At 39.2% G+C, this 26143-nt stretch carries 28 protein-coding genes; 2 read left to right on the forward strand and 26 right to left on the reverse strand.

All coding sequences use genetic code 11. The features are described 5' to 3' along the window. Positions 1-223 precede the first annotated feature (223 nt). From IGJ87_RS08080 to IGJ87_RS08095, 4 genes are all read right to left on the reverse strand, one after another. Entirely contained in the window at positions 224-1072 is an 849-nt protein-coding gene (locus IGJ87_RS08080; RefSeq protein WP_002326079.1) for a MurR/RpiR family transcriptional regulator, read from the reverse strand. 224 nt (positions 1073-1296) lie between these two features. After that, positions 1297-3237 carry a threonine--tRNA ligase gene (gene thrS / locus IGJ87_RS08085; protein WP_002326078.1) on the reverse strand — a complete coding sequence of 647 codons (1941 nt, stop codon included), beginning with the start codon at positions 3235-3237 and terminating at the stop codon, positions 1297-1299. A gap of 336 nt (positions 3238-3573) precedes the next feature. Next, positions 3574-3753, reverse strand: coding sequence for a 2-hydroxymuconate tautomerase (locus IGJ87_RS08090; protein WP_002287649.1), 180 nt, complete (start codon positions 3751-3753; stop codon positions 3574-3576). Positions 3754-3799: 46 nt separating this feature from the next. Further along, positions 3800-5623: a heavy metal translocating P-type ATPase gene (locus tag IGJ87_RS08095; RefSeq protein WP_002327143.1), complete on the reverse strand. Its 1824-nt coding sequence runs from the start codon at positions 5621-5623 to the stop codon at positions 3800-3802. Between the two features lie 277 nt (positions 5624-5900). Here IGJ87_RS08095 and helD point away from each other — a divergent pair, with 277 nt between their 5' ends. Further along, positions 5901-8180, forward strand: a complete 2280-nt coding sequence (gene helD, locus IGJ87_RS08100; RefSeq protein WP_104770845.1) for an RNA polymerase recycling motor HelD — start codon at positions 5901-5903, stop codon at positions 8178-8180. Between the two features lie 92 nt (positions 8181-8272). Here the strand turns inward: helD and IGJ87_RS08105 are convergent, their stop codons facing one another. The 21 genes from IGJ87_RS08105 to fabT form a co-directional block, all read right to left on the reverse strand. Further along, a complete protein-coding gene (locus IGJ87_RS08105) occupies positions 8273-8920 on the reverse strand; it encodes a hypothetical protein (RefSeq protein WP_002319388.1) in 648 nt (215 codons plus the stop codon). A 178-nt stretch (positions 8921-9098) separates the two neighbouring features. Further along, positions 9099-9818, reverse strand: a complete 720-nt coding sequence (locus tag IGJ87_RS08110; RefSeq protein ID WP_002287641.1) for a YebC/PmpR family DNA-binding transcriptional regulator — start codon at positions 9816-9818, stop codon at positions 9099-9101. A gap of 130 nt (positions 9819-9948) precedes the next feature. After that, a complete protein-coding gene (locus IGJ87_RS08115) occupies positions 9949-11100 on the reverse strand; it encodes a nucleotidyltransferase (RefSeq protein WP_002324388.1) in 1152 nt (383 codons plus the stop codon). A 216-nt stretch (positions 11101-11316) separates the two neighbouring features. Beyond that, the gene (locus tag IGJ87_RS08120; RefSeq protein WP_002287639.1) at positions 11317-12057 is read right to left on the reverse strand and encodes a class I SAM-dependent DNA methyltransferase; all 741 of its coding nucleotides are present in this window, start codon (positions 12055-12057) and stop codon (positions 11317-11319) included. 3 nt (positions 12058-12060) lie between these two features. Then, the gene (gene rsfS / locus IGJ87_RS08125; protein WP_370531476.1) at positions 12061-12420 is read right to left on the reverse strand and encodes a ribosome silencing factor; all 360 of its coding nucleotides are present in this window, start codon (positions 12418-12420) and stop codon (positions 12061-12063) included. A 20-nt stretch (positions 12421-12440) separates the two neighbouring features. Further along, a complete protein-coding gene (gene yqeK, locus IGJ87_RS08130; RefSeq protein WP_002326076.1) occupies positions 12441-13034 on the reverse strand; it encodes a bis(5'-nucleosyl)-tetraphosphatase (symmetrical) YqeK in 594 nt (197 codons plus the stop codon). Continuing rightward, positions 13018-13668 (reverse strand): nicotinate-nucleotide adenylyltransferase, encoded by a 651-nt coding sequence (locus IGJ87_RS08135; protein WP_002326075.1) that lies wholly within the window; start codon positions 13666-13668, stop codon positions 13018-13020. The genes yqeK and IGJ87_RS08135 overlap by 17 nt, the downstream gene beginning before the upstream one ends. A gap of 9 nt (positions 13669-13677) precedes the next feature. Continuing rightward, positions 13678-13989, reverse strand: coding sequence for a ribosome assembly RNA-binding protein YhbY (gene yhbY / locus IGJ87_RS08140; protein ID WP_002290852.1), 312 nt, complete (start codon positions 13987-13989; stop codon positions 13678-13680). 15 nt (positions 13990-14004) lie between these two features. Continuing rightward, positions 14005-15114: a ribosome biogenesis GTPase YqeH gene (gene yqeH, locus IGJ87_RS08145; RefSeq protein WP_002290850.1), complete on the reverse strand. Its 1110-nt coding sequence runs from the start codon at positions 15112-15114 to the stop codon at positions 14005-14007. Further along, complete coding sequence (locus IGJ87_RS08150) at positions 15111-15638, reverse strand: YqeG family HAD IIIA-type phosphatase (RefSeq protein ID WP_002287626.1); 528 nt, start codon at positions 15636-15638, stop codon at positions 15111-15113. The genes yqeH and IGJ87_RS08150 overlap by 4 nt, the downstream gene beginning before the upstream one ends. Before the next feature lie 227 nt (positions 15639-15865). Beyond that, positions 15866-16651: an acetyl-CoA carboxylase carboxyl transferase subunit alpha gene (locus IGJ87_RS08155; protein WP_002343529.1), complete on the reverse strand. Its 786-nt coding sequence runs from the start codon at positions 16649-16651 to the stop codon at positions 15866-15868. Further along, the gene (gene accD, locus IGJ87_RS08160; protein ID WP_002290846.1) at positions 16644-17513 is read right to left on the reverse strand and encodes an acetyl-CoA carboxylase, carboxyltransferase subunit beta; all 870 of its coding nucleotides are present in this window, start codon (positions 17511-17513) and stop codon (positions 16644-16646) included. The genes IGJ87_RS08155 and accD overlap by 8 nt, the downstream gene beginning before the upstream one ends. After that, complete coding sequence (locus tag IGJ87_RS08165) at positions 17514-18893, reverse strand: acetyl-CoA carboxylase biotin carboxylase subunit (RefSeq protein WP_430609125.1); 1380 nt, start codon at positions 18891-18893, stop codon at positions 17514-17516. Between the two features lie 7 nt (positions 18894-18900). Continuing rightward, the gene (gene fabZ, locus IGJ87_RS08170) at positions 18901-19320 is read right to left on the reverse strand and encodes a 3-hydroxyacyl-ACP dehydratase FabZ (protein WP_002287621.1); all 420 of its coding nucleotides are present in this window, start codon (positions 19318-19320) and stop codon (positions 18901-18903) included. Positions 19321-19344: 24 nt separating this feature from the next. Then, entirely contained in the window at positions 19345-19821 is a 477-nt protein-coding gene (accB, locus tag IGJ87_RS08175; RefSeq protein ID WP_002290844.1) for an acetyl-CoA carboxylase biotin carboxyl carrier protein, read from the reverse strand. Between the two features lie 2 nt (positions 19822-19823). Continuing rightward, positions 19824-21059, reverse strand: a complete 1236-nt coding sequence (fabF, locus tag IGJ87_RS08180; RefSeq protein ID WP_002287619.1) for a beta-ketoacyl-ACP synthase II — start codon at positions 21057-21059, stop codon at positions 19824-19826. Between the two features lie 18 nt (positions 21060-21077). Further along, on the reverse strand, positions 21078-21815 hold the full coding sequence (gene fabG, locus IGJ87_RS08185) for a 3-oxoacyl-[acyl-carrier-protein] reductase (protein ID WP_002326070.1): 738 nt from the start codon (positions 21813-21815) through the stop codon (positions 21078-21080). A gap of 11 nt (positions 21816-21826) precedes the next feature. Further along, positions 21827-22744, reverse strand: a complete 918-nt coding sequence (gene fabD / locus IGJ87_RS08190) for an ACP S-malonyltransferase (protein WP_002326069.1) — start codon at positions 22742-22744, stop codon at positions 21827-21829. A gap of 106 nt (positions 22745-22850) precedes the next feature. Further along, the gene (locus IGJ87_RS08195) at positions 22851-23075 is read right to left on the reverse strand and encodes an acyl carrier protein (protein WP_002287614.1); all 225 of its coding nucleotides are present in this window, start codon (positions 23073-23075) and stop codon (positions 22851-22853) included. A 52-nt stretch (positions 23076-23127) separates the two neighbouring features. Beyond that, positions 23128-24090 (reverse strand): beta-ketoacyl-ACP synthase III, encoded by a 963-nt coding sequence (locus tag IGJ87_RS08200; protein WP_104770843.1) that lies wholly within the window; start codon positions 24088-24090, stop codon positions 23128-23130. A 9-nt stretch (positions 24091-24099) separates the two neighbouring features. After that, on the reverse strand, positions 24100-24540 hold the full coding sequence (gene fabT, locus IGJ87_RS08205; RefSeq protein WP_002287610.1) for a fatty acid biosynthesis transcriptional regulator FabT: 441 nt from the start codon (positions 24538-24540) through the stop codon (positions 24100-24102). 305 nt (positions 24541-24845) lie between these two features. On the opposite strand from fabT, the gene IGJ87_RS08210 reads away from it, so the two are divergent. Continuing rightward, the gene (locus IGJ87_RS08210) at positions 24846-25811 is read left to right on the forward strand and encodes a GIY-YIG nuclease family protein (RefSeq protein WP_002326067.1); all 966 of its coding nucleotides are present in this window, start codon (positions 24846-24848) and stop codon (positions 25809-25811) included. A 56-nt stretch (positions 25812-25867) separates the two neighbouring features. Here IGJ87_RS08210 and IGJ87_RS08215 read toward each other — a convergent pair whose 3' ends face one another. Continuing rightward, the gene (locus IGJ87_RS08215; RefSeq protein WP_002287607.1) at positions 25868-26098 is read right to left on the reverse strand and encodes a YkuJ family protein; all 231 of its coding nucleotides are present in this window, start codon (positions 26096-26098) and stop codon (positions 25868-25870) included. Between the last annotated feature and the right edge of the window lie 45 nt (positions 26099-26143).

Here is a 26143-nt window from a genome sequence, read left to right on the forward strand (position 1 = left end):
TGGGCGGAGCAAGAAATTCTTTACCTAATTTCAAGATAAAATCAACTTTTTGTTTCACAGTAATCACTTAAAGTTACATATTCAACTATTTTTTTCATTAAAAAATAAACTTATTTTTGAAAATTATGTTTTCTTAAGTCGTGAAACACTTTGGTGGGTCATTTATTTGTGGAAAACTACGTTTTGTTATTCTAAAAAACTTATATAAAAAATAGTAAGGTTTTTATTTCGAATCCATAAAATATTCTTGGATTGCTTCTCGTGTTTTTTTCACTTTTTCGCTAAGCTTTTCGTTTTTAGCCATATAGAAATAAAAAATGATATCGATCGTAGCAAATTGGGCCAAAAGTGAATTAGTTGCCGCACTTCGATTCGTGATTTCTTTTGGTCTAGATGTTTGTACGAGTACATCGGCTATCTTGCTAAGCGGGTTATTTCCAAATTGCGTCAACGCAATGATTTCGATATTCATGCTTTTCGCCAGCTCGGCTAATGCGACTACATCTGCACTTCTACCTGAGTTTGAAACAAGCCAAAGCACTTTCTTTTTCTCATTGCTGACAAGTTGCGGGAGCAAAACGTGGATATCTTTTTCAAAAATGATTGGCTTACCGACACGAGACCATTTTTGCAGAATATCTTCTACTACTAAAGAAGAGGCGCCAACCCCATATAAAAAAACAGTCTCTGCCGATTCCAAACACTCTACGACTTTTTGGATCGTTTCTTCTTCTAGAATATCTACTGTTTCTTTTATCGCTACTTGTGCATTGTTACCAAGTTTGTTTTTGATAGAGTAAAAGGACTCATTTGCTTCTATATCACTAAAACCTTCATCGATTCCAGTCTGTAGTTCTGTTGAAATCGTGATTTTGAAGTCCGTCAGACTTTGAAAACCGATTTTTTTGGAAAAACGTACAACTGTCGGCGCACTCACCCCGGAAGCTTCTGCTAATTCATTAGCTGTCATTGTAGGGACCTTCTCAATATTACCGATAATGTAGTTGGCCAACTTTTTTTCTGCTGAGGAATAATCTTCCATCATACTTTCAATACGACTAATTACGCTCATAAGTTCCTCCACCCTTTTAATGATAGTCTATGTAAGTATACCATATCAGACCCTTATTCACGGTCGTATACTGGATAAAAAAACAAAAAAACAATCCGCCCAACAGAATATCTTATTCCATCAATCCCACAGATTCTATTGAGCATCTGTGTCTTTGAGGAATACCTGTTATCTATTGTTCGGATTGTTTTCTATCTACTACTTTTTTACAGGAAATTTACCTATTAGTTTTCTCTGCTGTAATTTTTGACTTCTGCTTCCATAGCATCAATAAAGATATTCAAATCTTCTACAGCTGTTTCTTTACTTCCATAACGACGTACATTTACTGTTGCATCTTCCAATTCCTTGTCTCCAACAACTAATTGGTAAGGGATCTTTTGTGTTTGAGAGGCACGTATCTTATAGCCCATTTTTTCATTACGATCATCAACTTCTACACGCAAACCCTTCATTTGCAAGCGTTCTTTGATTTCATAAGCATAATCGCCATGTGCATCAACAGAAACAGGGATGATTGTTGCTTGTATAGGTGCCAACCATGTTGGAAAAGCGCCTTTGTATACTTCTGTTAAATAAGCGACAAAACGTTCCATTGTAGAAACGATTCCGCGGTGGATAACTACTGGACGATGCGTATTTTCCCCGTCTTCTCCAACATATGTCAAATCAAAGCGCTCTGGCAATAAGAAGTCTAATTGTATAGTTGATAATGTTTCTTCTGTACCAAGAGCTGTTTTGACTTGAACATCTAGTTTTGGTCCGTAAAAGGCTGCTTCGCCTTCTGCTTCAAAGTAATCTAATTCTAATTCATCCATAGCGGCTTTCAGCATTGCTTGGGCTTTTTCCCACATTGCGTCATCATCAAAATATTTATCTGTATTGTTTGGATCGCGATAGCTCAAGCGGAAACGATAATCTGTAATATTGAAGTCAGCATATACTGCCACCATCAATTCAAGCGTACGTTTAAATTCATCTTTGATTTGATCAGGACGAACAAATGTATGACCATCATTCAACGTCATTTCTCGTACACGTTGTAAACCTGACAAAGCACCTGATTTTTCATAGCGATGCATCATTCCTAATTCAGCGATACGAATTGGTAATTCACGATAAGAATGGATCGTGTTTTTGTAGACCATCATGTGATGAGGGCAGTTCATTGGACGAAGAACAAGCATTTCGCCATCTCCCATATCCATTGGCGGGAACATGTCTTCTTGATAATGATCCCAGTGTCCAGATGTTTTGTACAACTCAACATCTCCCATTATTGGTGTATATACATGTTGGTAACCTAGACTAACTTCTTTGTCTACGATATAACGTTCGATCGTGCGTCGGATTGTTGCCCCTTTTGGAAGCCAGAATGGCAAACCAGAACCTACTTCTGGGGAAACCATGAACAAGTCAAGTTCTTTTCCTAGTTTACGATGGTCTCTTTCTTTTGCTTCTTCACGGAGACGGATATATTCTTTCAAAGCTTTCTTGTCAAAAAAGGCTGTCCCATATACACGTTGCATCATTTGATTGTTTGAGTTTCCACGCCAATAAGCACCTGCCACTGATAATAATTTGAATACTTGTATACGGCCAGTGGATGGAACATGTGGTCCACGGCACAAATCGATGAATTCGCCTTGTTGATAAGCAGTAATCACTTCTTCTTCTGGCAATTCACTAATCAGTTCTACTTTGTACGGATCACTTGCAAAAATTTCTAATGCTTCCTGTTTTGAAAGAACACGGCGTTCGATTGGCAGATTTTCTTTGACGATTTTCATCATTTCTGCTTCAATTGCTGGCAAATCTTCTGCAGTTACTTGGTTTTGTCCATTATCTGTATCGTAGTAAAACCCTGAATCGATAGCTGGTCCAACGCCAAAGTGGATATTTGGATAGAGGCGACGCATGGCTTGGGCCATCAAATGAGCTGCTGAATGACGGACTAAGCCAAGTGCATCTTCATGGTCTGGTGTGATGATCTCAATACTTGCATCTTCCTCGATTGGACGAGTCAAATCAACGAGTTTGCCGTTCACTTTACCAGCTAAAGCTTTTTTTGCTAAGCTTTTTGAAATGCTTTCAGCAATTGCCAATGTTGTTGTTCCAGACTCAAATTCTTTGACTGCACTATCTGGAAAAGTAATTTTTATCATAATAGTTTCCTCCTTGAAATGTTTTGATTGATCAGATCATCAAGCTGAAAAACAAAAAAATCCTAGCATCTCTTGAAAAGAGATACTAGGACGAAAAGTTCGTGGTTCCACCTAATGTTCAAACGCAAATGCGTTCCTCAAGCGTTGTAACGGTCCGACCGCCCTTGCTTCAACAAGGGTTTCGAAAGTGGTCATCCTTTGGTTTTCTCCTGGAAAAGTTTCAGCCTAGCTTTTCCTCTCTTATCGAAGACTCTCAAATTCAGTTGGCTTTCTCATCAATCAATTATGTGTTTATTTAACCACTAATAAATAGAAAAATCAAGTGGGAAACTAAACTTATTTTTTCCATTCCCCATTTACACCGTATGTTCCTTTTTTCATCTCATTGATGATGACATGGATGTGTTCTTTTGGTGCCTGCGTGTTTTTATGAACAGCTTCCGTGATATCTTTCATCATATTTTCTAATTGTTCCGGACTGCGACCTTCTACTAATTCGACATGTACGAATGGCATAATGCTCTCTCCTCTTTCTGATCGTTCTTTTTTCAACTCGATTCTATCATACTATGTTTGTCTTGGGTACTGAATCAGGAAAAATGGCTGGATCTTTTTTTGCTCTCAAGGCACTCAAAATAGAGACCGTATCCACGACTTCTTGCAAAACAGCTCCGAATAATGCGGGGATTAGTCCCGTACTTGCAATTAACATCAAAAAAATACAAATAAAGATGCCAATCAGTACAGACTGTTTAGCTATTCTCATCGTATCTCTTGAAATCACTACTGCTTTTGCTACACGCAAGAGATCATCTTTCAAGATGACCGCATCTGCACTTTCACTAGCAGCTGTAGAACCATGAGCCCCCATTGCAATACCGATATCTGCAGCAGCAAGTGCTGGAGCGTCATTTACGCCGTCTCCTACCATCGCAACAGGTCTTTGATCTTTAGGGATACTTTCTAAAATGGTCAGTTTATCTTGAGGCAAGCTACGGGCATGTACAGAATCTAATTGGACTTTTTCTGCAATCGTTTGAGCAATGGCAGATCCATCCCCGGTGATCATCATCAAATTTTTCACATCAAGTTTTCTTAGCTCCTTGATTGTCTTTGCTGCTTCTGGGCGAATCTGATCCGAAAATAGGATCGTTCCTGCAAAAGATCGATCAATTGTTACATAGATTGCTGTATTGGACGTTTCTATTTCTTCAGCTGAAACAAAAGAGGCACGTCCAATCTTTACTTCATGATTATTGACTACTGCTTGGATTCCTTGACCGGTCACTTCTTTCAGTTGACTAACAGGATACAGTTGGCTGTTTTTCACGTTGTTCACTAACGAACGAGCTAAGATATGGCTAGATTCCTGTTCTGCACTAGCTGCATACAGAAGTAGCTCTTCTTTTTTTATTCCATTGACTGGCTGAATCGCCTCTACTTCCAATACCCCTTTGGTAAGCGTTCCTGTTTTATCAAAAGCAATCGTTTTTGTACGTGCGAGCTTTTCAATCGTTGTTCCAGTTTTTACAACGATCCCGTTTTTACTTGAACGGCTCATTCCTGCAACTAAAGCAATGGGCGCAGCTAGAATCAGTGGACAAGGTGATGCCACTACCAGTACCTCAGCAAATCGTAAAGGGTCTTTTGAGAACCACCAAGAAATACCACCGATCAAATAAGCAATCAACGTGAAAGGGACTGCATAACGATCAGCTAAACGGACAAATCGGGCAGGCTTTTCTTTTGATTCTTCGACTAGTTTAATAATCATTTGATACTGGCTGTCTGCGGCACGTTTTTCAGCGATCATTTGGATCGATCCGTCTCCATTTAAAGACCCTGACATAATCTGATCTCCAGGTTTCTTGGTTTCCGGGCGGGACTCACCTGTCAAAGAAGATTCATCGACCGAAGATTCTCCTTTGATCACTCGACCATCTGCAGGTACAAGTTCGCCAGGTTTGACTAGTAACTGGTCATCAATATTTATTTCATCGATCACTATATCCTGCAAATTTCCTTCTTTGAATCGATGGGCAATTCTTGGGGTGTTATCTAACAAAGACTGGAGTTCTTTACCCGCTCGTTTATTCGCGTAATCCTCTAGACTATCTCCGCCCGTAAGCATGATCAATATCATCAAACTAGCCCAGTATTCTTTGACGGCTAATGTTGCAAGGATTGCGGTAATCGCTAATACATCTACGCCATATCTTCCTGAACGTAACGTCTTGATCATTTCCAAAAACATCAAGAAGGCGAGAATCCCTCCAGTAAATGCGACAATCGCAAATGCAAGGGCCGGCTGGTGAAAAACAAATTCACTTAATAAAGCTATTCCACCAATAAGCAAAGTAAGTAAAAATTTTTTGAAATGTGTCATTGTTTTTTCTCCTCTTTTATGTGACTTAGAGAGGTTAGTAATAAATTTCCAGCTGCCTCTTTCATCTTAAGCATAGTCCTTGACTAGCACTTTTTAAAACAATAGGTCTTAATTGAAAACAACTATCACTATCAGCGTTTCCAAAATTCATCAGTTCTACAAACAAAAATATTCAGCAAGGATGACTTTTTCGATTCATCAGTTAAAAAGTACCTTTTTTCGAAAAACTATGCTATACTTTTAATTCGTTATTTACGGCGGAAGGAGCAAACATGCGATGAATGAGAAACAACTAGAACAAACGCACGTGGATGAAACGATCGAACTAATCCAGATCGAACAAAATATGCTGGATACAAAACAACAAGAATTGACTCAGGAAATGAATCATTCGACAAAAGACACAGCTAATCACAAGATTCGAGCTGGTTCCAATGAAGCTTTTTATGAATCTGCTGTTGAATATCGCCAACATGAGCAGGAATTGCTTTTGAAATACCATACTCTTGAAGCACAGCAAAAACGCCTGCAAACGTTGTCTGTCATGAAAGATAGTCCTTATTTTGCCCGTATCGACTTTAAAGAAGACCGTGAAACAGAAACATTATATCTAGGTATCGCTTCTTTAAGAGATTTGGCAGAAGAAACAATCGTTATTGACTGGCGCGCACCAATTGCCAATCTTTATTATGAAGGTGAGATTGGTCCCGCATTTTATGAAACTGAAACAGATAGAATAGATGTCGATCTGCAGTTGAAACGACAATTTAAAATCCAAGAAGGACGTATTTTATCTATGGTAGATACGTCGGAAGTAATCAATGATGACTTTTTGCTAGAGATATTGGATGAATCATCAAGCAACCATATGAAAAACATCGTCTCTACGATACAAAAAGCACAAAATGCAATCATTCGGGACACAACAAGTAAAGTAATGCTGATTGAAGGAATCGCCGGAAGTGGAAAGACATCCGCTTTGCTTCAACGTATTGCTTTTCTGTTGTATCATAATCGCAAGTGGCTAGAGGCTGAAAACGTTCTTCTATTTTCACCCAACCATTTATTTTCTGATTACATCTCGACTGTATTGCCTTCATTAGGTGAAAGCGGCGTGCCTACACAGACATTCAAAAATTATTTGGTGCAGCTGCTGCCAGAGTTTTCTTTACTAGATGAACAACAACAAGAAAGTGGTTTTTTGCTAGGGGAAAAAGATCCGATACAAGTGATGAAAAGCGGATTGACCTTAGTCGATCAGATTGATCGCTATATCCAAGGCATCACAAACTACGGTCCCTTGTTCCGTGATATGAAAATAAATGGCCGTACGATCCTATCAAAGGAATCGATTCGCCAATGGTATAAAGAAACAAATGAACAATTACCTTTACATCATAGACTCTCTCTATTACAAACGAAGCTCCTGAAAAAATTAGGCGGTCTGCAAAAAGACGAAACACGTCAGCAATGGGTCAAAGATCTAGCGGAAGAACAGCTCCAAGAACTATACGCAACAGATCCAAATCTTGAATATACAGAACAAAAGGAGCGTTCATTACGTAAAAAACTGGCCAACCAAATCGTACGTAAAAGATTCCGTCGAATCCATCGAGGGATCATGAATTATCAATTTGTCAATATAACGAAACAATATCTCCACTTTCTACAAACTGTGCCACTTTCTCTTCTAACACGACATAAAATCAGCGAGACCAGATGGCAGGAACATTTGACAACTGTTCGTACACACTTGCGTCAAAGAGAATTGCGTCAAGAGGATGCTGTACTATTCTTTTTACTGATGCGCCGAACATATCCAGTGACGGTTACACACAAAGCTCGCTATATCTTTATTGATGAAATGCAGGATTTCGCACCATCACAAGTGGCATTGCTGCAAGCCTTGTTCCCAAAAGTAAATTTGACTTTCTGTGGAGATCTAAATCAAAATGTCTTTGGAAATGAAACGATCGTTGGATCATTGGAAGACCTTTTCGTGGACCGTGAAGTCACTCGTTTCCAATTAACGACAAGCTATCGCTCCACAAAAGAAATCACTGATTTTGCTAATCATTTTATTGCAAAAGAACATCAAGTAGAAACAACAGCAAGAAAAGGAGACCTTCCTTTGCTCATCCAAGGAACAACAGATGATATCAAATTGAATTGGTTAGCAGATGCCATTCGAACGACTCAGGGAAAAGCCCGGTATTGGCGTACAGCAATCATAGCTAAAACACAAGAAGAATGCGAAGCTCTTTATGCTCAACTGCCAGACGAGTTGAAACAACAAGTCCAGCTGATTTTAAATGAGAGTGACTTTATGAAGCGTTCCATTATTTTACTTCCAGCCTTTTTAGCAAAAGGTCTGGAGTTTGACCGAGTTTTCTTGTGGGATGTAGATGCAGAACATTTTTCTTCTCAGCAAGACAAATTGATCCTTTACACCATGTGTACACGTGCGATGCATGAATTGACCCTTTTTACCTCCAATAATGAAAGTCCTTTGTTAAACAATATGGATATTTCATCTTATGAGAAAAAAGTACTGTAAGTAAAAAGACAACTGCTATCATTAATGTTAGCAGTTGTCTTTTTATTTACAATAATAATTGCAGAAAAAGTAATTCAATCATTTAAGGTCATTTATTCTATATATAAATCCAAATCTGTTTCAGGATATTTTAATTTGACAAGCGAAATAATCATTTTCAGTTCTTCCATGTTTTCTGGATATTCTGGGTCAAATACCTTGCTATGACGGCCAATCCCGCCATTGTCGATCAATCGGTAAATTCGATTCCATTCAATGAATTGGTCAATTGATTGGAAATTGCTGATTGGATAGCCGCCACAATCCAAAATCTCTGATACACGAAATGCTAGGTATGCACTATCGATCACTTTATTTTTTTTCGTGTCTATCTTCTCATTTCTTTCGATAAGAATTTTTTCAGGACGATGCTTCAAGCTCCACTCTAATAGTAGAAAGAAAGCCTCCATCCGATACTCTTCTTCAAATAACCGAAAGGCTGAATCAGAACGACGAAAAAGCAGCGGAATCAAATATTTTTGTCTATAAATCAGCATTGGTGCGCGGTCCACCATACACTCTAAATAACGGTTCAGATACCCTGTACCGACATAGTTTCCTAATCGATAGCCTTCAACGCCGAATCTTGCGTATTTTTGCGCTAATTTTGAACAATCAGTTACGTTCACAGCTAACTCTTCTACTTTGCGGTAACCGCTTAAGATACGTTCAAAAGGTTCTAAAGTGATTTTTGCTTCCATATTCTTCCCCGTCCATCTTCCACATACTTCATATCATTTCACATGATACTTATGCTCTCATCATACCACAGGTTGAATTAGAAAAGAAAATAAATCACACAAAAAAGCAAGACAATCTGTTAGTGAGATTGTCTTGCTTTTCGAAAAAGACTGAATACTTTTCGTTAAAACTGGTTGCTTAGTCTTCTAATGCCACATTATGGAACACATGCTGTACATCTTCTAGATCTTCCAGTGCATCAATCATTTTTTCAAATGTTTCTTGATCTTCTGGAGATAGTGTTACCTCGTTTTGAGGGATCATTTGGATCTCAGCGATTGAAAAATCAGTGATTCCTTTTTCTTTTAATGCTTCTTGTATACTATGGAAATCCGCTACTTCACCGTAAACGATGATTTGTCCTTCTTCTTCCATTACATCGCGAACATCGATGTCTTTTTCCATTAGGTATTCAAGGATCTCGTCAGCGTCTTCTCCTGCAAAAGCAAAGATTGCTGTATTGTCAAACATGTAAGAAACCGCTCCGGAAACACCCATGTTCCCGCCATTTTTCCCAAATGCTGCCCGTACGTCTGCTGCTGTTCGATTCACATTGTTCGTCAATGTATCAACAATCACCATTGAGCCGCTTGGTCCAAATCCTTCATAGCGCAATTCAGAGTATGTTTCATCTCCTGCACCTTTTGCTTTTTCGATTGCTCGGTCAATAATATGTTTTGGTACATTATAAGTTTTAGCGCGATCAATGACGAAACGTAGTTTTTGGTTTGCATGCGGATCAGGATCACCTGATTTTGCTGCCGCGTAGATTTCAATCCCAAATTTTGCATAAATCCGGCTATTATTAGCATCTTTAGCAGTTTTCTTTGCTACGATATTTGCCCATTTACGTCCCATATTTTCACTTCGCTTTCTGATTTGATAGTTTCATAACGCAAAAACGTCCTGTTCCATTATACTTGTGAATCACGATTCTGTGAAGCTTTTTTTCTTTCTTCCTTCATTCTTCTCATTTTTAGTCAATTATCTATACTCGGATTGGGATTTGCCCGAAATTCTGTTCCGGAATATTGCCTCCCAATTGATAGATTTGATCACTTCTAACTAACAGTTCCGCTTCTTGTGCCTCTTTTTTTCCGATTCGGGAATAAATAGAAATCTCTTTTTTTTCTTTTAAGAATCTTCTTCCAACATCGGTAAATCCAAGTAGTCGAAGATAATTTTTATTTTGTTGGACAGGAATCTCTTGCTTTTTGATATTCAGCAAGACATAACAAGATAATCGTTGGATCCGTGTCCATGTATATCTTTTTGTTTTTACCTTTGACACAAAATCCTCAAAACTATCAGCAGTTGCAGCTGCTGTTTTCATGCGCGATTCTATTCCTTCGGTCATCTGATAGATATCTGTCAGTTCCAGCAAAGTAGAAGATAACAACCGATAACGCAAATACGGCCAATAAGATTCCCAAGTCTGCAGCGAACAAGTTGAAAGATCTTCTTCTGTCTGAGGCGGCACAAGTCCAGCTATCCTTTTTCCTTCTTCTAACGCATGGCGAATGGCTGTTGCACTGGCTATCGTCTGATCTGTGATGATTTTTTCATGATAGCCTGCACTTTTACGTCGGATCGGATGTAATTCCATAGGGTGGACATACTTGGCATTTTCCTTTGCATAACTTAATCCCAAGATATGATTTGGCGAAGAAAAATCAAGCACAATATCGGGATACAGACTGCGAAAAACCTCAGTCATTTTTTGCGGATAACTATACGTTTGATCAGACAGTTCTTGAAATGCCTCTTCTATCCTATCTTGATTCTCTTGGACAAAGCGTCCGAAACTGCTGTAATCAAACGAAGTCTCTTCTTCTGTTCCAAAACACAAACTGTCACAGTCCAGTGTTTGCAAGATTTTTACTGCACCTTTAGCAAAATAGTCAGCTGACTGAACCGCCCATTCGACGGGAAGCTCCACTACTAAATCCACACCATTTTGTAAAGCTTCATTCGCGCGATGCCATTTATCGATGATAGCCGGTTCGCCTCGTTGCAAAAAATTCCCGCTCATTACAGCAATGACGACCTCTGCTCCTGTTGTTTTTCGTGCCATTTCCACATGATAGCGATGTCCATTGTGAAAAGGATTGTACTCTACGATAATCCCGCAGCTTTTCATGCGCATCCTCCTTCATAGTTATCGATAAAAAAGAAATAGAGACAAGTAAAAAAAGGCAAAAATCGGAAAAAATACCCGAACTATATAAACTATTCTCGCAAACACAATACTTCTGCGACGAAAAGCTGCACTGCAAGAGCAATGCCTATATCGTTCGGATATATAATTTATGTTGAATATTTATTCTTTTCTTGTTAACTCGAGCAGGCAAAACCGCTAGTCTTTGTATGCTACAAAGAACCAGCGCTTTGATTTCTCTGATGCTGCTTCGTCTGTAAAATCAGAAAATGCTTCGACTTTCGAAAAGCCGCTGTTTTCCAGCATTCTTAAATAACTTTCCAATGGATAGGTACGCTCTTGATGTAGTTCATCTTCACGAATAAATCGACCAGATCCTTCTTGTTCTTCAACGAAAAAGGTAAGAAAATGTTCGATGCTGTGTTTCTCGCTTCCTGGATAACTATCCCACAAAAAAGCAAAATTATCCCCTTGATAATGATAGCTATATTCTGGAAAAACCTCATCTACTTGATAGGTGGAGTGTACGTCAAATAAAAATCGGCCATTTTCTTCTAACGCTTGATAGACTTCATCAAACACTTGCTGTACCTCTTGTCTATTTTTCATATAGCACAGCGAATCAGAAAAACAGGTAATTGCCTGATATTGTCCGATTTCTGATAAATCGAGCATATTGCCTTCCACAAATTGGATCGATGCGTCTTCTTCATATGCTCGCTGGCTGGCAATCATCAACATCTCTTCTGAAAGGTCTAACCCTGTCACTTTATATCCATCTTTTGCAAAGGCAACCGCTAATGCTCCAGTACCGCATGCCAGTTCCAAAATATTTTTTGTGTCTTCTTGTAAATGACGTTTCGAAAAAGCTAGCCATTGCTGATAAAGTGTTTCGTCCATCACTTCATCGTAAATGAAAGCAAATGTTTCATAAGCCATATGTTAATCCAACCATTCACTAAGATCGACTAGCGGAGCATCTGACCATAGTTTTTCCAGATTATAGAAACTTCGTTCTGGCGCATGGAAAACATGTACGATCAAATCTCCAAGATCGATCAATACCCATTTTCCGCCTTCTTTTCCTTCAATACGTTTTACTTCATATTTGTTTTCTTCTTCTTTATCAATGATTTCTTCTGTAATTGCGTTGATTTGACGTTCGCTATTTGCTGAACAGATCATGAAATAATCTGCCAACAAGGAAACATTTCGAACGTCTAAAGCGATAATGTCTTCTGCCCGTTTTGAATCTGCTGCTTCAACCGCAATTTTTAATTGTTCTTTACTATCTATGATGATTTCCTCCTAATATGAGCAGCTTATTTTTTTGCTACCCAGTAATTATATGTTTCGATTGTTTTTGGATAAATCTGTTGTTCTTGCGCAAGCAAATGGGCCAATGTATGTTTTGTTTCAAATGCTACAGCTTCGTCTAGATCAGCCCATGCAATGGCTCGTGCATCTTGTACCCCAGGAAAATCTCGACCTGGTTCAATATAGTCTGCTACATAAATGATTTTGTCAAGGAGACTCATCTTAGCAGCCCCAGTCGTATGCACCCGGATTGCATGAAGAATCTCTGCATCGATGATTCCTAATTCCCGCTCTACAAACGAAGCGCCAACAAGACCATGCCAGATTGCATTATTATAATTCAATAACTCTGGATCAAAACCGTCTCTTACGATTACCATTTTGAACTCCTCATCTGGTCGTTCTTTTGCATAATCATGTGTCAATGCAGCAATACTAGCTTTTTCAGGAGAAGCACCGTATTTTTTGGCAAGAGCCACGGCTGTTTCTTCTACTCCAAGCACATGCTTGAAGCGTTGTTCGCTCATTCTCATCTGTATTTTTTGCATCAGGTTTTCTCTAGAATAAGCAGTATATTCATTACTATAGTCCATATTCATACAACCCTTCATTTTGAATATAATCAATTACTTTATCTGGAACAAGGTAGCGGATAGAACAGCCTTCTTTGATCTTTTGACGTATTTTCGTGGAACTGATGTCGATCTCAGGTACATCTACCCAAATTACAGGATATGGAGTATCCGTTGTGTATCCTGGTCGACGTATACCCACAAAGTTGACCATAGAAGTCAGCTCATCGATTTTATACCATTTTGGCAAATATTCTACCATATCCCCACCGATAATAAAGTAATAATCTGTATCCGGATTGTTTTGCGTCAATTCTTTCATAGTATCATAGGTGTAACTTTTCCCACCACGAGCTAATTCAATCGTTTCAATCTGCAAAAAAGGATTGTCTTCCACAGCTAATTCCAACATGTTGAGTCGATGTTTTGCATCAATCGTCTGTTTCTCATCAACATGAGGTGGCTGATAAGAAGGCATCAAAAATACGCGGTCAAGACCTAAATTCCGGCCAGCTTGTTCAGCCATCACTAAATGTGCAAGGTGAACGGGATTAAATGTTCCGCCCAAGATCCCTACTTGCTTTTTCCTCTCTAAGAATTGAGGCATTTCTTCAGGAAATAATTGTGAACGAACAAATGTCTTAGCTTGCGTATTCATCATGGTCACTCCTTATATTGCTTTTACTTCTTTTGATAGCCTTTGATACTTTTCTTTTGTGGAAGGTTTGTATAATACGATAACACGTCCAATGATTTGGACGATTTCGCAATCTATTTCTTTTTCTAATACTTGAGCTGCTTCTTCTGCAATCTCATCTGTATTTTGAAGTAACGATACTTTGATCAGTTCTCTTTTTTCTAAAGCTTCTTCAATTTGAACGATCATTGCTGAATTGATCCCACCTTTTCCGATTTGAAAAATCGGCTGAAGATGATGCGCTTGGCTACGTAAAAAACGCTTTTGTTTTCCTCTTAAACTCATAATTTTCCTTCTTCCTTAAATCAATGCTTTTCGCTTCAAGACATCTACACCCTTTGGCGCCCAGCCAGCAATTACTGCTGGTGCTGTTACGGTGATCCAGCCTAGACCGGCAAAAACGATGTCTGTTTTTTCTTTCACGGAAAATTCAAAACGAACAAGCTCGGGAAATTCCTCGACTTCATTAGGACGAGGCGGCTGCAATAACCCACCTACGTGTTTTTGATAAAATTCGTCTGCTTTTTCCAGTTTTGTTCGATGAATATTAACATCATTCGACACATAAGCAATAAATGAAGCACGATTGCCGCTGATAAAATCAAATCTTGCAAGCCCGCCCAAGAAAAGTGTTTGCCCTTCATTCAGCTGATAAACTTTAGGTTTGATTTCTTTTAACGGTGCAATGATCCGCAAATCTTTTTTACCTAAGTAGTGCGCCATTTGATGGCGATGGATAATTCCCGGTGTATCAATCAAAAAATGCCCGTCATCTAAAGGAATCTCGATTTTATCCAAGGTCGTTCCTGGAAACTGCGAAGTTGTGATTACATCTTGTACTCCCGCTGTATTTTTGATGATTTGATTGATAAGCGTCGATTTTCCGACATTTGTTACCCCGACGATATAGACATCCCGTCCATCGCGGTATTCTTCGATTTTTTCTAATAGTTCCGTCATCTCATGAGATTTCTTAGCACTAGTTAATAATACATCTACTGGACGAATTCCTGCTTCGTAAGCACGTTCCTTCATCCATTGTGTTAATTTAGTTTTTTTCAATGATTTAGGTAATATATCCACTTTGTTCCCAACTAAAAGTACTGGATTGTCACCGACAAAACGGTGTAGTCCTGGGATTAGTGAACCATTGAAGTCAAAAATATCCACCACATTGACGATCAATGCATCTTTTTGCCCTAATTCATTCAGTAAGCGCAAAAAGTCGTCATCCGTCAATGAGACATCTTGGATCTCATTATAATGGCGTAATCTGAAACAACGCTGACAATAGACTTCCCCGGAAGCTAAACCTTTTTCCAAAGCCGTTTGCGGCGTGTATCCTAATTCACCGGGTTTGTTTGTTTGTATAACGGCACCACAGCCGATACATTGTAATTCTTCTGTCATTCGATTCCACCTCGCCAGCCCATATCAGGGTGTTTTGCTAATAGATAGGCCATAATTCTTTTTTCCCAAAAACGATTAAATTGTGTCTTCCAACTATCTGTTGCGATAATGGGTTTTACAAGGATGCTACGTATCCCTGCACGATTGGCTCCACGTATATCAGTCATAATCTGATCGCCTACCATTACTATCTCATCATCTGCTAAATCCAATTGTTTCTTTGCTATGTTGATCCCTCTTGCTAAAGGTTTCATTGCTCGTGCAACATACAAAAGATCAAATTTTTCAATCGCTCGCGCGACACGTTTTGAATTATTGTTTGAAACAACAACAACAGGGATTCCTGCATTTTTCATTTCTAAAATCCAAGTAAGCAACTCTTCTGTTCCATCTGGATTATTCCATGCAATCAACGTATTGTCTAAATCGGTCAATACTGCTTTGATGCCTAGATTCTTTAATTGGGCAGGTGTAATCTGATAGATGGCTTCTACCATCCATGTTGGTTTGTAATTTGAAAACATGCTGTCTCCTCATCTGCAAAAAATGAAGGAGCACATAAAGTACTCCTCAACCCCGTATTATACTGCATATCAGCAAAAAAAACTACCTCTATACTCGTTCGTCTTTCAGAAAAAGCATTTCTTTACAAAATGACCAAAAATAAAGATTGATCACAGAAAAATTTAGAAACAAAAAACAACTAAGCGAGCAAGAACCATTCTTTACTCTTTGCTTAGTTGTTAAACACCTAATATTGGCGGAACCTCTTGTACCGTTTTTCCAGTAATTCATGCTGGTCGAATCGAACAAGTTCCGTCAATCTTTCAATCAACGCTTTTTTCATAATGTGTGCGACTTTATATGGTGGCAACTGCTCGCCGTTGAACGTTTCAGGAATAACTCGATCAACGATTCCTAACTCGCGTAGTTCTGGCGCAGTAATTTTCATCAACTCAGCTGCTTCTGCGGCGCGACTACCGTCTTTCCACAAAATCGACGCAAATCCTTCTGGAGAAAGCACAGCATAAATCGTTTCTTCCAGCATCCAGACTTCATCCGCTAAACCTAGAGCAAGGGCACCGCCACTTCCACCTTCACCAATGATGATGGCGATGATCGGTACCTTTAAATCAGACATTTCGAGCAGATTTCTGGCAATAGCTTCTCCTTCGCCGCGCTCTTCTGCTCCTACACCGCAATATGCACCTGCTGTATTGATCAATGTAATCACCGGTCTATTGAACTTTTCCGCTTGTTTCATCAGTCGTAAAGCTTTTCGATAGCCTTCAGGATGGGGAGAACCAAAATTTCTGCGGATATTTTCCTGCAGATCCCGTCCTTTTTGAATACCGATCACTGTTACCGGTTTGCCATCTAATCGAGCGATTCCACCAACAATCGCTTCGTCATCTGCAAATAAACGATCACCATGGCATTCCTCGAAAGAATCGAAGATCTCTTCAAAAAAATCCAAGCTTGTCCATCGTTCTTTAGCTCTTGCTAACTGAACGACATCATGTGCTGTCTTATCCACGATCTATCCATCCTTTCTGTGTATGCAATTCAAGAAGCGTATGGATTTTCTGCTTTAATTCCATGCGGGGAACAATCTGATCGACAAAACCATGAGACAATAAGAATTCAGCCTTTTGGAAATCTTCTGGAAGTTCCTGCTTGATCGTCTGTTCGATGACACGTCTTCCAGCAAAACCAATCAAGCTTTGGGGTTCTGCTAAAATGATATCACCTTCCATTGCAAAACTGGCAGTTACTCCTCCGGTCGTCGGGTCTGTCAAAACAGTTAGATAAAAAAGACCTTCATTACTATGCCGTTTGACAGCAGCAGAGATTTTTGCCATCTGCATCAGAGAAAAGATTCCTTCTTGCATCCGTGCACCACCTGAAGCTGTGAACAAGACGACTGGAAGTCTTTCCTTTGTTGCTCGTTCGAATAATCTGGTGATCTTTTCTCCGACAATCGTTCCCATACTTCCCATGATAAAATTAGGATCCATCACTCCAATAATGAAGGGAATCCCCTGAATGGTTGCTTTACCAGTGAGGACTGCTTCATGAAGTCCTGTTTTATCTTGCATCTTTTTAATTTTTTCCGTATATTCGGGAAATGCTAGCGGATCTTTGGTTACAAGATCCGTATCCCATTCTTCAAAACTTTTTTCATCAATAATCAAAGCTAGACGCTGCCATGCACCGATTCGAAAAGCGTATCCGCAATGAGGGCATACTTTTTCTTCACCGATGTCTTTCGTATAAAGGATATGTTTGCAATTTGGACACTTTGCCCACATGTTATCAGGAACAGATGGCGAGTTAGCAGGTTTGCTCTCTCTATTAGGATTGATCCGAATATATTTCTTTTTCTTAAACAGAGCCATCTATGCGCCTCCTATCTCCGTTTCTGGTGTCCAATTCGGTAAAAATTCTTCTTGTAAAAATGCTGTGCTGTAATCACCTGCTATGACTGCAGGATGACTAATCAAATCCATCTGAAATTCTGCGTTCGTGATGATTCCTTCTGTGATAAATTCACTTAAGGCTCGCTGCATCTTCATTAATGCTTCAAAACGCGTATTTCCATGGACGATTATTTTTGCAATCATTGAATCATAATATGGCGGGATCGTATATCCCGGGTAAACTGCACTGTCTACTCGCAGTCCCATCCCACCTGCTGGAAGCAGTAAGTTTTGGATCTTCCCTGGAGAAGGAGCAAAATGGAAAGCAGGATTTTCTGCATTAATCCGGCATTCGATTGCGTGTCCTTGGAATACTACTTCTTCTTGACACACATTCAAAGGCTCGCCGGCTGCTATCTCCACCTGTTTTTTTACTAAATCGATTCCTGTGACCATTTCTGTTACTGGATGTTCCACTTGGATTCGAGTATTCATTTCCATGAAATAAAAATCGCCTTCTTCATCCATCAGAAACTCGATCGTTCCGGCATTTTCATAATTGACTGCTTTAGCTGCTCGAACAGCAGCGTCTCCTAGTGCTTCTCTTTTTGTTTGTGAGATCACTACAGAAGGAGATTCTTCCAGTACTTTTTGATTATTACGTTGCAAAGAACAATCTCGTTCTCCTAAATGAATGACATTGCCAAAATGATCACCTAAAATCTGAACTTCTATATGGCGAGCAGGATAAATGATTTTTTCCAAATACATATCATCATTTCCAAATGCCGCTGCTGCTTCTTGCTGAGCTGAAGAAAAATGCTGTGGGAGCTCTTCTTTTGATTGAACTTTCCGAATGCCTTTCCCGCCACCACCTGCAGCTGCTTTCAGCATCACTGGATAACCAATTATGTCTGCTATTTCCAATGCTTCTTCTACTGTAGATAATACACCAGTACTTCCTGGAATGACTGGGACATTTGCTTCTTGCATCAATTGACGCGCATTGATCTTATTTCCCATTGCATCGATCGTTGCACTTTTAGGACCAATAAATGTGATATTGCACTCTTCACACATGGAGGCAAATCGGCTATTTTCAGATAAAAAACCAAATCCTGGATGAATTGCTTCGGCTTTTGTCACGATTGCAGCGCTCAGTACTTCCTGAACATTCAGATATGAATCAACGGCTTTTGCCGGGCCAATGCAGATTGCTTCATCTGCTAACTGTGTATGAAGTGCTTCGGCATCTGCTTCTGAATATATCGCTACGGTTTGGATCCCTAGTTCGCGGCATGCACGAATGATACGTACAGCGATTTCACCGCGGTTAGCTATCAATACTTTAGAAAACATATTTCACCTATCCAATCATAAAGGTTAATTCCGCTTCGGCTACTTTTTTACCGTCTACTTTAGCGATTCCTTTGCCTATTCCGGCTGAAGCTTTCACTTTCAATATCTCAACTTCAAGGTATAAGGTATCTCCCGGTGTAACTTTCTTACGGAATTTTGCTTTGTCCAATCCGCCGAAATAAGCCGTCTTTCCCTTGAATTGTTCAAGAGAAAGTAATGCAACTGCTCCTGCTTGAGCCATTGCTTCAACAATCAATACCCCTGGCATAACAGGTTCTTCTGGAAAATGTCCTTGAAAAAAGGGCTCATTGATCGTTACATTTTTCTTAGCAACGATCCGTTCTCCTTCAACCATTTCTTCCACTCGATCAATCAAAAGCATTGGATAACGATGTGGAATGATTTCTTTTATTTCTTGTATGTTCATTGATTTCCCTCTTTCCTGCTTTGCTTATTTTTGCTGGATCCTAAAGAGTGGCTGTCCATATTCAACAACTGACTCGTTTTCTACAAGAATTTCTGTGATTACTCCGTCGGCCTCACTAGTTATCTCATTCATTAGTTTCATCGCTTCAATAATGCAGATAACTTCTCCTTTGGCAACTTGATCACCTACTTTTTTGAAAGCTGGTTTGTCGGGCGCCGGTTGCAGATAAACGATTCCCACGATTGGCGAAACAACCTCGATTCCATCAAATACTGCCGATTCTTTTTCTTTCATTGTTTCTGGAGCAGTTGTTGCTTGTTCAGGTATGACATTGACTGGCTCCGAAACTGGCAACGTTTCGTTTGTTTGAACCATATTCATGCCTCGACTTGTTTTATTTTTATTCATATACAATTCAAATTGACCTTCACGCAAATCGAATTCCGTTAGCGAGGATTGATCAAATTGACTGACTAATTCTCTGATTTCATTGATATCCAAAATTATTCCTCCCAGCGTTTCATGCACAGAACCGCATTATGTCCGCCAAACCCTAATGAATTACTCATTGCATAAGTAAAACTTGCAGGTTTGCTTTCGTTTTTGACAACTGTCAAGTCAATCTCAGGATCTTGTTTTTCTACATTGATCGTAGGTGGGATAAATTGATGTTCTAATGCCAGCAAAGTTGCCAAGGCTTCGATCCCGCCGGCTGCTCCCAATAAATGTCCAGTCATCGATTTCGTGCTGCTGACGTAAGTATCTCTGAAATTTTCACCTAATGCGATTTGGATTGCTTTTGCTTCTGCCTGGTCATTGGCTGGTGTACTTGTTCCGTGAGCATTGATATATCCGACTTGTTCCGGCTGTACACCAGCTTCTTCCATCGCAAGCTTCATTGCTTTAGATGCACCAGAACCATCTGGAGTAGGAGCTGTCATATGGTAAGCGTCACAGTTTGCACCGTATCCAACGATTTCTCCATAGATTTTGGCACCGCGAGCTTGTGCATGTTCTAAAGATTCAAGAACTAGAACACCTGCTCCTTCACCCATCACAAAACCATTCCGATTTTCGTCAAACGGAATCGAACCACGATTAGGATCAGTTGATTCTGAGAGTGCTGTTAAAGCTGCAAATCCAGCAATCCCCATCTCACAAATCGTTGCTTCTGTTCCTCCAGCAAGAATGACATCTGAATAGCCATGTTTGATGTTACGGAATGCTTCCCCAATTGAATTCGTTCCGCTAGCACAAGCTGTTACGATAGCTGTACAAATACCTTTTGCACCTACGCGCAAAGCAATATTTCCAGCTGCCATGTTGGCAATCGCCATTGGCACGAACATTGGAGAAACTCGTTTTGCACCTTTTTCATGTAGACGAATAACTTGGTTTTCGATTGTTGGAAGACCACCGATCCCAGATCCGATGATGACGCCAAACCGGTCTTGATTCATTTTTTCTTTATCTAAACCGCTCATCTCCATTGCTTCTAAAGCAGCGTAGATTCCATAGATTGAAAACATATCCATTCGTTTGCTATCTTTTTTAATAAAATATTTATCGTAAGGAAAATCTTTGACCTCGCCCGCTAAGGTAATCCCTGTTTCTGAAGCATCAAATTTAGTGATCGGTGCGATGCCATTCGTACCCTCTTTTAAGCTATTCAAAAAGCTGTCTGCGTCATTTCCAATAGGTGAAGTGACTCCATAGCCAGTAATTACCACTCGATTCATTTATTTGCTCTCCTTTTCTTATCCGTGCATGACCAATCCGCCATCGACATTGATGACTTGTCCGGTGATATATGGATTTTGTGCTAAGAAAACTGCTGTTTGTGCAACATCTTCTACTTGTCCGAAACGCTGCATCGGAATTTGCTTTTCCGCTTGTTCCTTGACTTTGTCTGCTAAAACTTCCGTCATATCAGTTGTGATGAATCCTGGCGCAATGGCATTACATGTAATGCCTCTAGTTGCAGCTTCTCGTGCCACAGATTTTGTTAATCCTACTACGCCAGCTTTACTAGCTGCATAATTTGCTTGACCAATATTTCCAATCAACCCAGATACACTAGAGAGATTAATGATGGCCCCTTCTCGCTGCTTCATCATTTTTTTCAATACGTGCTGCGTCATATTGAAGGTTCCAATCAAATTGATATCAAGACATTTTTTGAAATCTTCTGCATCCATCCGCATCACAAGTTTGTCATTTGTGATTCCGGCATTGTTTACTAACACATGGATCGATCCAAGCTTTTCTTCTGCTTCTTTGATCATTTGTCCCGCTTTCTCATAATCAGAGATGTCACCGGAAACTCCTACGCATTTTACACCGAATGCTTCGATTTCTTCTATCTTTTCTTTTGGAATCTCTCCGCGACCATTCAAAATGATATTTGCTCCAGCTTTTGCAAAAGCTAAGGCCATCGCTTTGCCGATTCCTCTTGTACTACCTGTGATAAATACATTTTTTCCTTTTACATCCATAACGTTCCTCCTTATAGTATTGCTATTGTTTCATCAAATGTCTGCTTATTCTCAACACGCAGAACTGGTATTGTTTTATCGATTTTTTTCATAAATCCGCTTAATACTTTTCCGGGGCCGACTTCGATGACTTGCTCGATGCCGATTGTTTTTAACTTATGGATACTCTCATAGAAACGAACAGGTTGCATGACTTGCTGTTCAAGTAGTCCCGCGATCGTTTCTTTCTTCATTATTTCCGTTGTTGTGTTGCTTATGATAGGAAAAGAAGGTTCAGAGAATTGAATCTGACTTAGGTCCTTCGCCAGTTTTTTTGCTGCCGGTTCTAAAATAGCTGTATGAAAAGGCCCGCTGACATTTAGAGGGATTATTCTTTTGAACCCTTTTTCTTTTAATAGTAAAACAGCCTCGTCTACTGCTTTTTCTTCGCCACCAATCACGATCTGCTGAGGTGTATTATAATTTGCAGGAGATACGATGCCGTACTTACTAGCTTCATGACAGCTTTCCTCGATCGTTTCAATCGGCGCATTCATCACTGCAACCATTTTCCCGCTTCCAGCTGGGGCCGCTTCTGTCATATAAGCGCCTCTTTTTGCTACTAACGCAACTGCTTCAGTGAAGGATAACGCATTACTAGCTACTAATGCCGAATATTCTCCTAAACTCAGTCCTAAAGCTGCATCTGGGATGATTCCGTGCTCCTTCAATAAGCGATAATATGCGATGCTGACTGTTAGAATAGCTGGCTGTGTATATTGCGTCTGATCCAAATGTTCATTTTCTGTAAAGCAAAGTTCAGCCATATCGTAGCCAAGAATTTCACTTGCTTCATCAAATGTCTGCTTTACAATGACTTCTTCATACAAATCTTTTCCCATACCTTGATATTGTGCACCTTGGCCACTAAATAAGAATGCTGTTTTCATGTTTTTCTCCAATATATCCAGAATATATGTTTGATTCTTTTTATTCAAAAAGGCCGAGACATTCCTATTTCAGGAAATGTCCCAGCCCCCAACCTAATTTTAATGATTATGCAGTTTGTTTTTCTACGTAAGTCACTAAATCTTGAACCGTTTTGATTCCGTCTTCTGTTTCGATTTTCACGTCAAATTCATCTTCGATTTCATTGATGATTTGGAATAAATCCAAGCTGTCAGCTTCTAAGTCTTCTTGGATGTCAGTAGTCAATTTGATTTCTTCAGTTTCTTTTCCTAATTCTTCTGCGATGATTTCTTGAATTTTTTCGAATACCATAATAATATATTCCTCCGATATTGTTTGCTTTTTATTTTTATAATTTAACAGTCTACAACTCCATGAGAATACTTCCCCATGTTAAACCTCCGCCATAGCCTGTAAATATTACTTTCTGCTGTTTTCCCAAGGTGATCTTTCCACTAGAAACTGCTTCATCCAATAAGATAGGGATGCTTGCAGCAGATGTATTCCCATATTTATCCATATTGGTCAGGAACTTTTCTTGCGGCATCTTTACTTTTCGGGCAATTTTCTCAATAATTCTGAGGTTTGCCTGATGCAAAAGCAGATAATCAACTGGTTTGTCTTTCATGACTTCTTGGATATTGTTTGCAACGTCTCGTACGGCAAAATCAAAAATATCTCTGCCAGTCATTCGCAAATAATACGAACCTTCTGAATCTTCTGAATAGAACGGATTTTTATTTTGCTGGTAGCCAGCGGTCAATGAGCTACTTCTGGTTCCGTCAGCTGCTAATTTTTCTTTCAGCAATTTTTTCTGTGGATTCGCTTCTAAGAGAATCCCACCTGCTCCATCGCCAAACAACACAGCAGTCGTACGATCAGACCAATCGATTAGCTTAGATAGTGTTTCACCACCAATCACCAGTCCCTTAGTTGAGCCGCAGCGGATCATTTTTTCAGCCATACTTAACGCATAAACAAATCCTGAGCACGCAGCACTGATATCAAAAGCGATAGCATGAGTTGCTCCCAATTTCCCTTGTACTTGTGCTGCTACAGATGGTGTCGTGTAATCGGGCGACATTGTTGCTACTAAAATAAAATCCAAATCTTTAGGGTTTAGATTTTTCTGTTTTATCAATTTTTCCGCCACTAAAATGCATAAATCAGAAGTCTCCTGATTTGTTACACATCTTCGTTCACGAATACCCGTCCTTGACGAAATCCATTCATCAGAGGTATCCATCATCTTGGAAAGATCATTATTAGTAATAATCTTTTCAGGAAGGACGCTGGCTGTTGCAGTAATCATTCCAAATTGTTCCATTAAATATCCTCACTTATAGTCTTGCAAGAAGTCGTGCAAGTTTTTCAGTGCATCCAGCAAGGCATGCTGTTCCTCCGTAGCCATTCCGTCTAAGATGTTCTTGACCATTTCACGATGAAAATGCTGATGGACCCGAAATAGTAACTTTCCTTTTTTCGTTAGTCCCAACTTTACAACGCGGCGGTCATCTTCACTGCGGATACGTTCGACATAGCCTTTTTTTACTAACTTGTTAATAGCAGTGGTCAAGGTCCCAACAGTAATTGATAGTTCTTTGGCTACTTCTGAAGTTGTTTTTTTCTTGTACATCCCGATTGCCTCGATCGTGTGCATCTCTGTGATTGACAGATCTTTGAATTGAGATTTTTTCAGCTCAGACTCTTCGATTGTCAAAATATCATTGAAGACACTAACAAGATAATCATTTACTGTTTTTAAATCTGGTTCCATGTTCCACCGCCCACTAATTAGTTTGATTATCAAATCTTTTGATGTTCAAACTATATCTTAACTTTTTTCAAAATGCAACCTTAAAAGATCATTTTTTTACTATATGAGCTTTTTTTAAGATTTTATTCATTTAAAACAACTGATAAATCAGCATTTATAATTTCTTTTATTAGAAAAATCATCTATCTCACATATTTTGATTATCAAAGTATTTTCTGTGAACAGAACTATAGAATTCCCTAAAACTTGTCCATTATTTCAAAATTTGTTATAGTCTTTTTATTCAAAGCGTAAAAGGAGATCCTATGTTAAAAGAAAAAATGAAAACTCTCCCCATGCTGCCGGGTGTCTATCTTATGAAAGACCGAGATGGTAAGGTCATCTATGTTGGTAAAGCAAAACGGCTCAAAAATAGAGTAAGCAGCTATTTTCATCAGAATAAACAGCATTCGAAAAAAGTATTACGCATGATTCATCATATAACAGATTTTGATTTCGTCGTAGTAGACACGGAATTAGATGCTTTATTGCTCGAGTGTCAATTGATCCAACATTACCGACCTTTTTATAACCGACAAATGAATTATTTCAGTAATTATAATTATGTACATATTACCAATAAGGGATTTGTATTAACAGATACTCCTACGGCTCGAACATACGGGCCTTTTCGTCTCTATAAAAAAATGCCGTCTATTTTGCGTATAATGGAAGAAACTTATCAAATGCCTTGGTTGTCTGAAATTAGTTTGTTAGCTTTGCGTGTCCAGCTTCCTGACCTACAGGAAATGACTTTTGAACAGAAAAAAAAGGAACTCCAAGGGCTGTTTCAAGGCCGAAACAAAAAGCTACTGACTTACTTGAAAAAAAGACAACAACATTTCATCTATCAGTTGAATTTCGAAAAAGCCGGTATGCTTCAAAAAGATATCGAATTAGTTACTTATTTTATTAGACGGATCCAGGAACAAAAGCAGTTTTTAAGAACACCATCGCTCACCTTCAGCATGCCATTAGCAGCAGATGAGAGTCAGAAAAAGCACTACCTCGTTTGTTATGGTCAACTTGTAGAAACAATGATTGCCTCTGGTGATGTTTCTCCTGACTTCTATTATGAAAAGAAAGAAGCTCATTTATCTTTGAAACGTCAATTATCAAAAGAAGAAATCGATCCTGTACAAATCTTGATCAGTTACCGCAAAAAATTAGAAAAAGAACAGTCTGAAATTGAACTGTTAAACAAAAAAGAAGCTGAAAAGCAACTAAATTAGTTGCTTCTCGGCTTCTTTTAGGCATCTTCAACTTCAAATGTCAATTATCCTAAAATTTATTGGATTAAGTCATAGATTTCCATCGCTACGATATCGATATTATCAAATTCGTATTGCTGATGAGTATCTGTTTCAGTTAATTCAAATGTATCGGTCGCTTTATCATAAGTTACTGTACACTTCTCTACGCCTTCTTTTTCAAAACGGCGAACTTGCAGTTCATTATCTGCTGACTCGACCATAGCCTCCAGTCGTTTTATGATTGCGACTAATTGTGAATGTGTCATCGGAGGTCCTCCTTTTCTTATTTCTGTTATATTGTATCAAAAGCA

It is taken from the genome of Enterococcus sp. DIV1411a, assembly GCF_050531945.1.
GTDB classification, from domain to species: domain Bacteria; phylum Bacillota; class Bacilli; order Lactobacillales; family Enterococcaceae; genus Enterococcus_B; species Enterococcus_B faecium.

Excerpts from the sequence above, each read along its gene's own strand:
- thrS (WP_002326078.1), bottom strand. The coding sequence starts at position 3,237 with ATGATAAAAATTACTTTTCCAGATAGTGCAGTCAAAGAATTTGAGTCT.
- IGJ87_RS08090 (WP_002287649.1), bottom strand. The coding sequence starts at position 3,753 with ATGCCATTCGTACATGTCGAATTAGTAGAAGGTCGCAGTCCGGAACAA.
- IGJ87_RS08210 (WP_002326067.1), top strand. The coding sequence starts at position 24,846 with ATGTTAAAAGAAAAAATGAAAACTCTCCCCATGCTGCCGGGTGTCTAT.
- IGJ87_RS08195 (WP_002287614.1), bottom strand. The coding sequence starts at position 23,075 with ATGGTATTCGAAAAAATTCAAGAAATCATCGCAGAAGAATTAGGAAAA.
- IGJ87_RS08135 (WP_002326075.1), bottom strand. The coding sequence starts at position 13,668 with ATGATGAATACGCAAGCTAAGACATTTGTTCGTTCACAATTATTTCCT.
- yqeK (WP_002326076.1), bottom strand. The coding sequence starts at position 13,034 with ATGAATATGGACTATAGTAATGAATATACTGCTTATTCTAGAGAAAAC.
- IGJ87_RS08115 (WP_002324388.1), bottom strand. The coding sequence starts at position 11,100 with ATGAAAAGCTGCGGGATTATCGTAGAGTACAATCCTTTTCACAATGGA.
- fabT (WP_002287610.1), bottom strand. The coding sequence starts at position 24,540 with ATGGAACCAGATTTAAAAACAGTAAATGATTATCTTGTTAGTGTCTTC.
- IGJ87_RS08165 (WP_430609125.1), bottom strand. The coding sequence starts at position 18,893 with ATGTTTTCTAAAGTATTGATAGCTAACCGCGGTGAAATCGCTGTACGT.
- IGJ87_RS08200 (WP_104770843.1), bottom strand. The coding sequence starts at position 24,090 with ATGGAACAATTTGGAATGATTACTGCAACAGCCAGCGTCCTTCCTGAA.
- fabD (WP_002326069.1), bottom strand. The coding sequence starts at position 22,744 with ATGAAAACAGCATTCTTATTTAGTGGCCAAGGTGCACAATATCAAGGT.
- IGJ87_RS08215 (WP_002287607.1), bottom strand. The coding sequence starts at position 26,098 with ATGACACATTCACAATTAGTCGCAATCATAAAACGACTGGAGGCTATG.
- accD (WP_002290846.1), bottom strand. The coding sequence starts at position 17,513 with ATGGCTCTGTTTAAGAAAAAGAAATATATTCGGATCAATCCTAATAGA.
- fabF (WP_002287619.1), bottom strand. The coding sequence starts at position 21,059 with ATGAATCGAGTGGTAATTACTGGCTATGGAGTCACTTCACCTATTGGA.
- helD (WP_104770845.1), top strand. The coding sequence starts at position 5,901 with ATGAATGAGAAACAACTAGAACAAACGCACGTGGATGAAACGATCGAA.
- IGJ87_RS08150 (WP_002287626.1), bottom strand. The coding sequence starts at position 15,638 with ATGTTTTCAAATTACAAACCAACATGGATGGTAGAAGCCATCTATCAG.
- IGJ87_RS08080 (WP_002326079.1), bottom strand. The coding sequence starts at position 1,072 with ATGAGCGTAATTAGTCGTATTGAAAGTATGATGGAAGATTATTCCTCA.
- IGJ87_RS08120 (WP_002287639.1), bottom strand. The coding sequence starts at position 12,057 with ATGGCTTATGAAACATTTGCTTTCATTTACGATGAAGTGATGGACGAA.
- fabZ (WP_002287621.1), bottom strand. The coding sequence starts at position 19,320 with ATGAACATACAAGAAATAAAAGAAATCATTCCACATCGTTATCCAATG.
- yqeH (WP_002290850.1), bottom strand. The coding sequence starts at position 15,114 with ATGACAGAAGAATTACAATGTATCGGCTGTGGTGCCGTTATACAAACA.
- IGJ87_RS08105 (WP_002319388.1), bottom strand. The coding sequence starts at position 8,920 with ATGGAAGCAAAAATCACTTTAGAACCTTTTGAACGTATCTTAAGCGGT.
- fabG (WP_002326070.1), bottom strand. The coding sequence starts at position 21,815 with ATGGATGTAAAAGGAAAAAATGTATTTATCACAGGTAGTACAAGAGGA.
- IGJ87_RS08110 (WP_002287641.1), bottom strand. The coding sequence starts at position 9,818 with ATGGGACGTAAATGGGCAAATATCGTAGCAAAGAAAACTGCTAAAGAT.
- yhbY (WP_002290852.1), bottom strand. The coding sequence starts at position 13,989 with ATGAGTTTAAGAGGAAAACAAAAGCGTTTTTTACGTAGCCAAGCGCAT.
- IGJ87_RS08095 (WP_002327143.1), bottom strand. The coding sequence starts at position 5,623 with ATGACACATTTCAAAAAATTTTTACTTACTTTGCTTATTGGTGGAATA.